The organism is Fuerstiella marisgermanici (genome assembly GCF_001983935.1).
In the GTDB taxonomy this organism is placed as follows: Bacteria; Planctomycetota; Planctomycetia; order Planctomycetales; family Planctomycetaceae; genus Fuerstiella; species Fuerstiella marisgermanici.
This window is the reverse complement of sequence record NZ_CP017641.1, coordinates 2,253,069-2,264,978: the sequence shown is the minus strand read 5'-3', so window position 1 is coordinate 2,264,978 and position 11,910 is coordinate 2,253,069. Positions and strand designations below refer to the sequence as shown.

At 55.7% G+C, this 11,910-nt stretch carries 9 protein-coding genes; 7 read left to right on the top strand and 2 right to left on the bottom strand.

Annotated features, from left to right (window positions below; genetic code table 11):
- Positions 1–98 precede the first annotated feature (98 nt).
- A complete protein-coding gene (locus Fuma_RS08545; RefSeq protein WP_077028186.1) occupies positions 99–1,379 on the bottom strand; it encodes a putative sugar nucleotidyl transferase in 1,281 nt (426 codons plus the stop codon).
- A 250-nt stretch (positions 1,380–1,629) separates the two neighbouring features.
- Between Fuma_RS08545 and Fuma_RS08540 the strand changes: the two genes are divergently transcribed.
- Positions 1,630–3,558, top strand: a complete 1,929-nt coding sequence (locus Fuma_RS08540; RefSeq protein WP_077023758.1) for a beta-propeller fold lactonase family protein — start codon at positions 1,630–1,632, stop codon at positions 3,556–3,558.
- Between the two features lie 351 nt (positions 3,559–3,909).
- Here the strand turns inward: Fuma_RS08540 and Fuma_RS08535 are convergent, their stop codons facing one another.
- A complete protein-coding gene (locus Fuma_RS08535) occupies positions 3,910–5,373 on the bottom strand; it encodes a sulfatase (RefSeq protein ID WP_077023757.1) in 1,464 nt (487 codons plus the stop codon).
- A 669-nt stretch (positions 5,374–6,042) separates the two neighbouring features.
- Here Fuma_RS08535 and Fuma_RS08530 point away from each other — a divergent pair.
- The 6 genes from Fuma_RS08530 (at position 6,043) to Fuma_RS08505 (ending at position 11,906) form a co-directional block, all read left to right on the top strand.
- Positions 6,043–6,975 (top strand): FHA domain-containing protein, encoded by a 933-nt coding sequence (locus tag Fuma_RS08530; protein ID WP_077023756.1) that lies wholly within the window; start codon positions 6,043–6,045, stop codon positions 6,973–6,975.
- 62 nt (positions 6,976–7,037) lie between these two features.
- Positions 7,038–7,235 (top strand): hypothetical protein, encoded by a 198-nt coding sequence (locus Fuma_RS08525; protein ID WP_077023755.1) that lies wholly within the window; start codon positions 7,038–7,040, stop codon positions 7,233–7,235.
- A gap of 114 nt (positions 7,236–7,349) precedes the next feature.
- Positions 7,350–7,736, top strand: coding sequence for a hypothetical protein (locus tag Fuma_RS08520; protein ID WP_077023754.1), 387 nt, complete (start codon positions 7,350–7,352; stop codon positions 7,734–7,736).
- A 388-nt stretch (positions 7,737–8,124) separates the two neighbouring features.
- Entirely contained in the window at positions 8,125–8,394 is a 270-nt protein-coding gene (gene rpsO, locus Fuma_RS08515) for a 30S ribosomal protein S15 (protein WP_077023753.1), read from the top strand.
- Positions 8,395–8,808: 414 nt separating this feature from the next.
- Positions 8,809–10,944, top strand: coding sequence for a polyribonucleotide nucleotidyltransferase (gene pnp, locus Fuma_RS08510; RefSeq protein ID WP_077023752.1), 2,136 nt, complete (start codon positions 8,809–8,811; stop codon positions 10,942–10,944).
- Positions 10,945–11,180: 236 nt separating this feature from the next.
- The gene (locus Fuma_RS08505; protein WP_077023751.1) at positions 11,181–11,906 is read left to right on the top strand and encodes a two-component system sensor histidine kinase NtrB; all 726 of its coding nucleotides are present in this window, start codon (positions 11,181–11,183) and stop codon (positions 11,904–11,906) included.
- Positions 11,907–11,910 lie beyond the last annotated feature (4 nt).

The window sequence follows — 11,910 nt, the reverse complement described above, 5'->3', positions numbered from 1 at the left end:
ACGCAACGTTTTCGATGCGATTGCGAGCGATGTGAACGTGAATTCCGCAAAGCTAATCTTGCTTCAAATTGGGCCAGTCGTATTTGCCGGCCGCGGGCTTAGCCTTGAGGGCGGACGGTTTTGTTTTCGGCGGCGAGGTTCACGGCGGCGATGCGTTCTTCGGCGGTCAGTTCGTACAGCTTTCGCAGAAGGTTTTCGCCTGCCGCGGTCAGTTCGCAATCACGACGCTGCATGGCGGCTCGAACAGTTTGGATGGCGGTGTCAAGAGGCCAGTCCATCGCCAGGTTGCCGAAGCTAACATTGCAGAACGAAGGGATGTGACGAGGTAGTAATCGGCCTCCCGGCACGACGACCGTCATTGCACCGACCGATGAGCCCGTGTTGAACATGCTGTCGATGGCGGTTTTGGAATGATCGCCGATGAATGACCCGATCTTGATCGTGTCGGAATCGATCAGGTCGCCCTGCAACGGGACTTCGACGTTTTTGTAGTCGCAACGCAGATCGGAAGTCGTCGTCATCGCTCCCAGATTCACCCACGGACAAATGTAGCTGTGTCCCAGAAAGCCTTCGTGATATTTGTTGACGTACGAATGCAGGACTGACTGTTCGATTTCGCCGCCCACACGACACCATGCACCGATGGTCGTGCCACCGCGGACGACGCCTCTGAAAATTCTCGCCCCACGCGAAACGTGGCAGGGACCTTCGATTTTTGAAAACGATTGAATCTGCACGTCGCGATCAATCGACACGGGACCCTGCCTCGCGTCGATAACCACGTATGGATCGATCTCGGTTTGTTCAGAGACATAGATATCTGAAGGGTCGCCCAGGTATTTCACCTGATCAGCAGACAGATGTTGCGACACACCTTCGTCCGCGAAGTCCAGTTCCAGTTGCCTCGGGTTGCGGGTGATCAGGTCCCACGGGCGATTCATCATTGTGCCGGACGCCTCGACCACGCGACGGCTGCGCGCGATGCCTTGCAGGACCTGTTCGAAGTCGAGACTGTCCAGCAGGCTCGCTTCTTCAGGTTCGAGGGCAATCCAGGCGATCTGCCCATCAACCAGGCCGACATTCTCCATCGTGACGTCGGCAATGGTGAGGCGGCGATCGGGAATCCAGCGCCCGTTGATCATCAGTACTGACGACGAGCCGATGCCGTCAAACTGATTGACGATGGCGGACGGCTGTTCTTCGCGATACACGTCGGCCAGCCACGGACGAATCACGGCCCCCCATTCGGCGGAGGGGAACCATCGCTGAACGCGCCGCCGCAGACCTTCGCGTCCGCAAATGAGTTCGAACACGGGCCGCGCGAGGGCGATCGGGTAGAGTTGTTCGACGGAGCTGTCTTCGAAGAGAAACCAACGCATGGCTGTGAATTCCGGGCTGATAAAATGCTGACCGCAGGATTCTGAGAAAACTTTCCGGTTGGTCATAGATCCGAATGCCCTACGAGCGTCATGAAATCCTGCCACAGCGGGCGGCCATTGGCGCGATCAGCAAACTATTTCGCTGCATGATTCAGTACGGCAATTCTCGCCGAAGCAGGCACTTGCTAAACTTGTTCGGAAGCGGTGAACGATTTGCTGCGCGACACGTTCTTTTCCTGTGAGGATCAAAATGCGGAATCACGTTTTCCCTTCGACGAAGAACACAGACTTGCGACGTCCTCAACTGTTTAGAGGCAGTTTGCTTAGCAGCAGTTTGCTGCTGGCCACCGTTGTCGTCGCCGTGGCGTTTCAGGCAGGCAGTGCTGTGGCCTCCGAACGCGCTTCCTCCAATAGCCTGTTGTCGATCAACCACGACGGAAGTCTGATTGCGTGCTCAAACCGCGACAGCGGCACGGTGACTGTTCTGGAAGCAGACGGGCTGGCAAAGACGTTCGAAGTCGAGGTCGGCCTGCATCCCGAAGGAACCGTTTTCATTGGGCAATCAGGGATGGTTGCCTGCTGCGTGTATGGCAGCGACGAAGTGGTGATCGTCGATTCGGAGACCGGCAAGGTTTCACGCCGAGTTTCGGTATTCGACGAACCGTACGGCATTGTCAGTTCGGCAGACGGCCGGTACCTGTACGCGACATTGGAATATCCAGGCCAGGTCATTCGCATCGACACGTCAACGTGGAAAGTCGACGCGGAATGGTCGGTCGGAAAAATGCTACGCGGCATCGCACTCACGCCAGATCAGAAGTCCCTGTTCGTCACTGAATATCTGACGACTCGGTTATTGCAAATTTCAACGGACACGGGCAAGGTTGTCGATGAATTCACCGGAGCGTCTACGGACAACATCGCGCGGCAGGTGACGCTTCATCCCACCAGGCCGAAAGCATTTCTGCCTCACGCACGGTCCAAGATTACGGCAGCACATGGCAACGGATCGATTTTTCCTTACGTCGGCGTCGCCACGTTTGGCGGTGATAACGCCGGACGGCGCGTGCGGATTCCGATGGACACGTTTCGTGGCACACGAGTCGTCGCCAATCCGTGGGAGGTCGCGGTTTCGCCGGACGGGCAGTTTTTGTTCACCGTTTTCGGTGGCACAAATGATCTGTACGTCGCACAAATTCAGGACGACGATTATCAGGAACTCACCTACGTGGCCACTGTCCGGCTAGGCAACAATCCGCGAGCCGTTCGGATTACTCCTGATGGCAATTCAATGCTGATTTATAACGCAATGGATTTCGAACTTGTTGCGTACAGCCTGCCGGATTTGAAGGTGACGGAGCGAGCGAAGACGACGGAAAATCCGCTTTCGAAGGAACTGCATTTAGGAAAGACCCTGTTCTATACGGCGCTGCAGCCCATGTCGGGACGGCAGTGGATTTCGTGCTCAAGCTGCCACATTGATGGCGACCCGGATGGACGTACATGGCAGCAGCCGGAAGGCCTTCGCCAGACTCAATCGTTGAAAGGATTAGCGTGGACTCACCCGCTTCACTGGTCGGCGGATCGTGATGAAGTGCAGGATTTTGAGCACACAATCCAGGGCAAACTGATGCAAGGCAAAGGCTTTGTTAAAGGAGGTCTGCCGGACGCGTTGGCCGACAGGATCAGTGGTCGCAGTGAGATGCTGGACGCAATCGCGGTGTACGCGAACTCACACAAATTCACGTTGAGTCCGCATTCGAAATCAGGCCTGTCAGACGCGGCCAAACGCGGCCAGAAAATCTTTCAATCGTCGGCGACCAAATGTGCGGAATGCCATTCTGGTCCATACTATTGCGATTCTCAGCCGGGCGACGTCGCCAGCTTTAAACGGCACGACGTGGGCACCGGGAACGACGATCCGTCAGAGCTAATGGAGCCCGCCTATGACACGCCAACGCTGTTGGGGATTTACCGCTCCGCTCCGTACCTGCACCACGGCAAAGCTGCCACGCTAAAGGATGTCCTGACGACTCAGAATGCGGACGACAAGCACGGCGTCACCAGTCAACTGTCGGAAAACCAAATTGATGATCTGGTTGAGTTTCTGAAAGCTCTGCCGTTCGAAGACCCGGAACCTGCGGCTGAAGCAGCGGGAATGGTGAAGGTGGTGAAATAGCTGGCGCGCAGACCGTGGCGGATTTTGCTTCGGGCGATCGGCCCCTTGGGCAACTTTTTGCGGGACGGGCCGACGATGGCCTGGTGCAGAGGTGACGAAGAAAGATTTCGGATTGTGAAACTGAGATTGGCCCGGCAGGGCGGAAACTCAGCAATCGAATCCCGCAACGCAACGCAACAAACTGTCGCGTTCGTAGCCGAGCCAACTGCCCGAGAATTCGGCCCGGGTTATGTCACGCCCTCCCCCGAACATCGCTGCGCTCGTCCGCCCCCTCCCTTGCCTGCGGCTGGGAGGGGATCTGCAGGCGGCCGGCGCTCATCAAGGAGCTGCAGCTGTCGGCGAGCAACCGATTCATTTTTGTTGTCGACCGCGTTTCGGTTTAGCGTTCGGATCGTACTTTGGATTCGGGGTGGTCGGGACCGAGGCGGATACCTTCGACCGCCATTGCTTCATGCGAGCGTGCAAGGCGTCTCGCTTAGCAGGATTCGATTGACTCAAATCTTTCGACTCGCCGATATCCTGAGCCAGGTTGTAGAGTTCCAGACGGCCGGTTTCGAACCATTCGATCAGCTTCCAGTCACCCATTCGGATCGCGGCGGCTGGAGTTGTCCGGAAAGGGCCACCGGCTGGGTCGCCTCGCCCCTGCAGGTAGCAGGGGAAGTGCCAGAAAATAGCGTCCCGCGACAACGATGCCGTCGGATCTTGCAGCAACGGGACAAGGCTTAAGCCATCCAACTCGTAGTTGTCGGCGATTTTCGACGACGTCATTTCGGCGAAGGTGGGATACAAATCTACGCCGATGACGGGTTCGTCACAGCGGCTGCCCGGCTTTGTCACACCCGGCCAGCGGATGATGAGTGGCTCACGAATTCCGCCTTCATACAGCATGCCCTTGGCTCCTCGCAGCGGATGATTGGATGTCGCTCCGCCAAAGCCGCCGTTGTCTGAATAGAAGACGACCACCGTGTTGTCGGCGATTTTCAGTTCGTTGAGTTTCGCGATCACTCGTCCAACACTGTCATCCACACTTTCGACCATCGCTGCGTATTTTGCATTCTTCTGGTGAGTGCCGGCAGGCAGGGCCGAGTACCTGGCGGCAACGTCAGCCTTCGCCTGGATTGGGGTGTGCACGGCGTAGTGAGTGAGATACAGCGCGAATGGTTTGTCGTGATTGGTATCGATGAATCTGATAGCCTCGTCGGTCAGGCGATCGGTGAGGTATTCTCCTTTCGCAGGTTGATCAAGGTTCGGGTATTTGTAAGGACTGTGGTACCCGCCTCCGCTGGGACTGCCCCATTCGCGACCGGCGATGTTGATATCGAAGCCCTGTTTTGTTGGGTCCGCTCCCAAGTGCCACTTTCCCATGCTGGCCAGCGTGTAGTTGTTTGCTCCGAGCACCTCAGCCCACGTGACAAATCGGTCGTCCAATACCGTGTCGTTTTCGACGGGCTCAAGCTTGCGAAACCGATCGTTACCGCGTCGAGGATCGCCGACCGTGTAGATGCCATGACGCGGCGAATACTGACCACTCAACAAACATGCTCGACTGGGCGCACAGTTGGGAGCATTCGCATAGGCGTCGGTGAAGACCAATCCACTAGCGGCCAGCGCATCAATGTTTGGTGTCCGATAGAAGTCAGAACCTTGATACCCGACGTCCGCCCAGCCCAGGTCGTCGATGAAGAAGAACACAACGTTCGGACGTGATGGCGCCGTCGTTTCGGCAGCAGACACGCGACTCGCACGCTGCACGCCGATGGGGTTGAATGCCAACAGGAGTGCAACAAGCACCGACAATCGAATGTTGAATAGCATTTTCGGGCTACCGATAGCGGGAGACGGACGAACGACGTTCGCGCTACAGAATAGCCGTGCCCGGCACATTTGGGCATTGATCCAGTGATTGGCTGGCTGATTTTCACAATCCCTTCTTCGTCACGGCGGCGTCACACCATGGGGAGAGGGTATACACTATTGAGTCAATGCCTGAATCTGCGTGCGGGGGATTGCCCTGAAAGCATCAGGGCGTTGCCGAGGGCCAATTTCAGGTAGGCGGAGCGGCCGTTGTCGTTGACGCCGGGTGCGGCCCTTCCAGCCTTGCAAATTGGTCGCTCTTGCCTAAAAAATACTGAATCGGGAGCGTTTCGCGGTTGATTGTTGGCCGTTCGCCCCGTTTTCTTATTGCGGTGGATTGAATAAAATTCCGTGTTACAACCGGAATAACGCTCTCCACCGGCAGATGGGTTCCGATGAACAGGTAGTTGGATGTTGAGTTCGCAGGATGCAGATGACCTTGTGTTTTGACTAACCCTGCGATCGCGTTAAACCGACAGCAATGCGGCTTTCCCGTCCTTCAAATTGAACGAACTACTGGAAGTAAATTCGGTTATTCGTTACATTTTAAGCAAGTGTGTCAAAAAACTTTTGGAACTGTCACGGGCCTGTTCCGCTGCGCATGCCAGCCCGTGAGGAGCATTTAGCTTTATGTATAACGTCGAACTTCATGTTGTGGGTGGCAAACATGCAGGTCAGGTGATCCCTCTGGACAGAAAGAAATTTCTGATCGGACGTGAGACCGATTGCCAGCTACGTCCCAACAGTGAATTGGTGAGTCGGCATCATTGCGTCTTCACCGTCGACGATTTTTCAGCTCGATTGCGAGATCTCGGCAGCACCAACGGCACGATGGTGAACGGCGAGCGAATCCGCAAAGAAGTGGTGCTTCAGCCTGGCGACAAAGTCATTGTCGGTAGCCTTGAATTTCGCGTCGTAGTGAAGGAAGGCGAAGGCGTTAAGGACGACAACAGCGACGTGACGGGTAACCTGTCAGCAGTATCAGAAGAGACCGTGGTTGCAGGAGCGGACACGCTGACCGAGATGCAGCCTATTCAGACACCAAACACAGAAATGCCGGCCCAACAACCCGCGCCGGAACAGACGATCGCTCCGGATGCCCAGGCGTCCGCTGCTCCCGCGCCGGCTCAACCTGTTGAAGCGGTGCCGCAAATGCCAGGCGGAAACGTGGGTGGCGACACAACTGTGATCGCTCAACAGCCGATGATGATGCCCGGCCAGGTGCCGTATCAGCCGATGATGCAGCAGCCGATGGGATATCCTCAGATGTACGGCGGATACCCTTACGCTGGCATGCCCGGTCAGATGCCGATGTATCCTCAACAACAGCCATATCGCGGTCAGCAGATGCCCGGATATCCCGATCAGCAACAACCGCAACAGGTTGCGGAGCAGCCTCAGCCGGCCGCAGAAACAACTGCCGTTTCTTTGCCGGATCCATCTGAGACAGGAGCCAAGCCACCGGAACCAAAGCCAGCAGCGGCTGAAGGAGAAAGTGCAGCGCCGATCAACCCGGCCGCAGCCATTATTCAGCAGCACCGTAATCGCCGCCCAGGAGGGTAGTTGACATCACGACTCCACGAAAACGCAAGATCCCGTCAAACGCATCAGGAGCCGAGAAATCAATGGCCGATCCGTCTGATCAGCAACGCCGGTACAAAGAGTTCCTGGACTTGTTACCGCTTACACTTTCGTTGGCGGGGTTGCCCGACAGCGAGCCCGGTCGTTATTTCACGGCCGAACAAATCGAATCGCGAGTCTTCACGGTCAAGCACGCTTATAAGTGTGCTCGGCAGCTGGCTCGTGAATCCATTCAGCATTAAAAACGGGTGGCGTTGGCATTGAATGCCTATAAGGAGAAGGCACCTCGCTGGCTGCCGCCAGAGTGATTCGCTGCGAATTGCAGAGAAGTCCATTTGGTGAGGGAAGGTGCTGAGATGAAACTGAACGAGCGCATCAGCGAAACTCCTCTCAAGGAGCGGCTCAAAAAAGCGGATTACCTTGCCCGCGAATTAAGCGAGCATCTGACGCAGGCTTACCTGCCGAAGCTCAGTAAGCTGCGAGTTGCTGCCAAGGAACTCGATCCGGACGCCGTCAGCGATCAGCAGGTCCTGGATTGCACATTGGCCGTGATTCAGGCGGAAGAATTCACCTCCGACCTGTACCAGGAACTCCGAGCGTATCTGGAGAGCATCAAGACAGACACGCAGGAAATCCTGTTTGGCGGCAAGAACGCTCCGGTCGACCACTCACTCAGCGACGCTCAGCTTGAAGCGATTGACGGGTCGGGGCTATTTGATGGCTCCGGGCTGTTCGACGAATAGACGCCGCTACCAGCATTGATGCACCTCGGCAGGTGTTGTTCCGAGGCTGTTTCGGCTGATCTTCCGCTGCAAGACGCGGTTGCCGTTTCTCCTGCGGTTGAACGGGTTTTCGTCAAATCCCGGCGGATGCCGACCGATGAAGTGTCAATCTGCATTGATCGGCGGGCGATTCGCGGTACAATCCCGGGGATAGTGGCGGAATCGGCGTCGGTTCTGCTGTTTTTTTACCCGTTCCAGACTGACGTTGCAGGATTTCGGCGGTTGGGTGCAGACCAGTGTTGTTCGCCAAAAAAACGGTGAATGACGTTTGTCAGCCCCACAACTACTGAAGCGTCCCGTCAGTGGACAGCAGCTAAGAAGTTGCGTTTTACAGAAGTTTTGACTGAATATGCCAATTGCACGAGACGTGAAGCAACAGCTTCGCAAAGAGTTTGGACAAAGTGACAACGACACCGGTTCACCTCAGATCCAAATTGCCTGCCTGACTCACCAAATCAATGTATTGACGGAGCATCTGCGAGACAATCAGAAGGACCATTCTTCTCGTCGCGGTTTGCTTCGGATGGTCAGTCGGCGGCGTAGACTGTTGGACTATCTAAAACACAATGTACCGGATCAGTATTTGGAAATGTTGAGTCGTTTAAGTATTCGAAAGTAATTGCGTAGGCGTTGGCTTCAATTTTGGCCAACGCCTTCTTTGTTTGTTCGTGATGTTTGTCGGTGGCCAAAGCCACCAGTTTGACTGCTGCCGCAGGTTCGTAGCGGATTGCCGCCACCTGGGGTAACTTTAAAGTTGTCGGAATTTGCAGGCGTATTGTTTGACGGGTTTGAGTTTCTAATAGGTTGTTTAACCCTGAACGCGAATGTCGATGCCAGGACGCGGATGTCCCGGCGGGGAAAGTCATCCGGCTTTTCAGAACGACACGATCAGTCCTGATCTCGCGTGACTTCGCAGAATATAATGATCTGCGGCTTGCTGTTTTGATGCCGTGAAGTTGCTACACGTGCCGAAAATCTGACTTTTTGAACTGCGATCAGCCGTCTTTTTGCTCCGGTAGGACCGGAAAAAGGAATGATCGTGAAAAAAGTCACTGTTGAATGTGAGTTCGGGGGACGTACCCTTTCGCTTAGCTCTGGCGAACTGGCCAAACAAGCCAGTGGTGCCGTTATGGTTCAGTACGGAGACACCAGCGTCTTCGTTGCTGCTCAAACCGGTCCTTCCCGACCGGGAATCGACTTCTTCCCGTTGACCGTCGATTATCGCGAACGTTTGGCGGCTGCTGGAAAATTTGCCGGCGGCTATCTGAAGCGTGAAGGTCGACCGACCACGCGCGAAATTCTGACTTGCCGTTTGACTGACCGCCCGATTCGTCCGCTGTTCCCTAAAGGGTTCCGCGACGAAGTGCAGATCATGTCGAATGTCATGTCCTGCGACGGTGAAAACTTCCCGGACATCCTTAGCATCAACGGTGCCAGCGCCGCTCTGCGGATTTCCGGCATGCCGTTCAAGGGCCCCATCGCCGCTGTACGACTTGGCATGATCAATGACGAATTGATCCTGATGCCGACCGTCAGCCAGATGGAAGAAAGCACGCTCGATCTGATCGTGGCCGGTTCGGAAAAATCGATCCTGATGATCGAAGGCTTTGCCAATCAGCTTCCTGAAAAGGAAATGGGCGACGCCATCATGCACGCTCATCAGTTCATCAAGCAGTTGTGCAAACTGCAGGAAGATCTGGCTAAAGAACTGGGTATTGGCAAACCGGAAATTCCGGAAGCACCAGAGAACCCGTTCACAGACAAACTCGCCGGCGCACTAAGCAAAGTGAAAGCCGCCAAGGGCATCACGAAGAAGCAGGAACGCGGCGAAGCGATGAGTGCTTTGAAGGCCGAGTTGCTGGAGCAATACTTTCCAGGCGACGCCGAAGAAACCTCAGATGGCCTCACGAAGGCTCAGTTCAAAGACGCATTCTACGGCCTGGAAGCCAAGGCAGTTCGCGAACTGATCCTTAGCGGAACTCGCCTCGACGGTCGAGCACCAGCCGACCTGCGTAGCGTGAAGTGCGAAGTCGGAACTCTTCCACGAGTTCACGGTTCAGCCGTCTTTACGCGAGGTGAAACTCAGTCACTGGCGACCATCACGTTGGGTTCGACTCGTGACCAGCAGCGTAGCGACGGACTGTTCGGAGAATTCTCAGAACGCTTCATGCTGCACTACTACTTCCCATCGTTTTCGGTCGGCGAATGTCGTCCGATTCGAGGACCAGGACGTCGAGAAATCGGTCATGGATGTTTGGCCGAACGATCGGTCGCTTCGGTGATTCCTGCGGACGACAAGTTTCCATACACGATCCGAGTGATCTCGGACATTCTGGAATCGAACGGCAGCAGTTCCATGGCGTCTGTGTGTAGTGCCACACTGGGGCTGATGGACGCTGGAGTGCCCATTCTGCAGCCTGTCGCGGGGATCTCAATCGGGATCGTCGACGAAGGCGACAAGTGGACGCTGCTTACGGATATCATGGGCGACGAAGATCACTTCGGCGACATGGACTTTAAAGTGGCCGGTACCGGTCGCGGTGTGACCGGCATTCAGCTGGACCTGAAAAACGAAGGCATCAGCGAAGAAATCATTCGCGCGACGCTGGATCAGGCCTTGAAGGCTCGGAAAGAACTGCTTCGCGAAATGCTAAGCTGCATTCGACGCCCACGAGCTTCTGTTTCGGATTCAGCTCCGAAACTGGTTCAGACGTCCATCAACCCGGAAAAAATCGGTCTGCTGATCGGTCCTGGCGGCAAGACGATTCGTGCCATTCAGGAAGAATCCGGTGCGACAATCGACATCGCCGAAGACGGTACTGTCACCATTTCCGCCGTCAACGGTGCAGCAGCCGACGCAGCCTTGGCTCGCATCGAAGCGTTGACTGAAGAAATTCAGCCTGGCCGAATCTATTCCGGCAAGGTGACATCGATCAAAGACTTCGGTGCGTTTATCGAAATCGCACCGGGCAAAGACGGACTGTGTCACATCAGCGAGCTGTCTGACGGCTTCGTCAAGAACGTCAACGACGTGTGCAACGTCGGCGACATTCTGGAAGTGAAAGTCATTGCTGTCGACGATCAGAACCGAGTGAAGTTGTCTCGCAAAGCTGTGCTGGCCGAACAGGGCGGCACCGATGGCGACGGCGAAGATGACACCGACGACTAGTCGGAACAGTGAATACGGGTGACCGAAGGGAAGAGGCCCGGCTTGTTGAAGGCCGGGCCTCTTTTTCGTTCTTGTGTTTTCTCCTCGTCCGTTGTTCGCGGATCTTGCGTTAACGCAGATGCTGCGGCCACGAAGGACGATGAGGGCGCATCAGCACACGGTTGGAATTTTGCAAACGTATCTGCGTTCTGCCCTCTTAGACTGCGAATCACGATTCTCTGAATTCAGTACGGCCAATGGATTCAAACCTACAACCTGACGAACGCGAACGCTTGCAGGCTCAGACCACTGAGCTGGCAACGATCGCTGGCGGTCTGGCTCATGAGATTCGTAATCCGCTGTCTACGATTCGCATGAATCTGGAATTGCTGGCGGAAGATCTGGATGCCGAGGCGTCGCCGAATTCGCGTCGTATGATCGACCGGGTGGCAAAGCTGCAAAAAGAATGTCTGAACATGGAAGACGTTCTCAACGACTTCCTGCAGTTTGCGAAGGCTGGCGAGCCTGATCTGGTCGAATGCAGTCTGAACGACGAGGTTCAGGAGTTTCTGAAGTTTCTGACGCCTCAGGCCGAAGGTCGGGGGGTTGAGCTGCGGCCGCTGCTGGATGCCAACTTGCCGATCGCGAGGCTGGACCCCGGGCTCATCAAGCAGGTGCTCCGCAACCTTGCTCGCAACGCATTGCAGGCCATGCCGGATGGGGGGACACTGGAACTTCTGACGATGATGCGTGGTGGGAAAATTGCGCTTGAGGTGATCGACAGCGGCGAAGGTATGGACGAAAAAACCGTTACGCGCATGTTTCAGGCGTTCTTTTCCACACGTTCCGGCGGTAGTGGGCTGGGATTACCGACCGTTCGTCGTATCATCGAAGCTCACGGCGGAACCATCGCGTGCGACAGCGCACCCGGCCGTGGCACTCGCTTTACAATTCTGCTGCCCGTTAACCAACGAGCCCATTAACTGA

Excerpts from the sequence above, each read along its gene's own strand:
- Fuma_RS08545 (WP_077028186.1), bottom strand. The coding sequence starts at position 1,379 with ATGCGTTGGTTTCTCTTCGAAGACAGCTCCGTCGAACAACTCTACCCG.
- Fuma_RS08540 (WP_077023758.1), top strand. The coding sequence starts at position 1,630 with ATGCGGAATCACGTTTTCCCTTCGACGAAGAACACAGACTTGCGACGT.
- Fuma_RS08535 (WP_077023757.1), bottom strand. The coding sequence starts at position 5,373 with ATGCTATTCAACATTCGATTGTCGGTGCTTGTTGCACTCCTGTTGGCA.
- Fuma_RS08530 (WP_077023756.1), top strand. The coding sequence starts at position 6,043 with ATGTATAACGTCGAACTTCATGTTGTGGGTGGCAAACATGCAGGTCAG.
- Fuma_RS08525 (WP_077023755.1), top strand. The coding sequence starts at position 7,038 with ATGGCCGATCCGTCTGATCAGCAACGCCGGTACAAAGAGTTCCTGGAC.
- Fuma_RS08520 (WP_077023754.1), top strand. The coding sequence starts at position 7,350 with ATGAAACTGAACGAGCGCATCAGCGAAACTCCTCTCAAGGAGCGGCTC.
- rpsO (WP_077023753.1), top strand. The coding sequence starts at position 8,125 with ATGCCAATTGCACGAGACGTGAAGCAACAGCTTCGCAAAGAGTTTGGA.
- pnp (WP_077023752.1), top strand. The coding sequence starts at position 8,809 with ATGATCGTGAAAAAAGTCACTGTTGAATGTGAGTTCGGGGGACGTACC.
- Fuma_RS08505 (WP_077023751.1), top strand. The coding sequence starts at position 11,181 with ATGGATTCAAACCTACAACCTGACGAACGCGAACGCTTGCAGGCTCAG.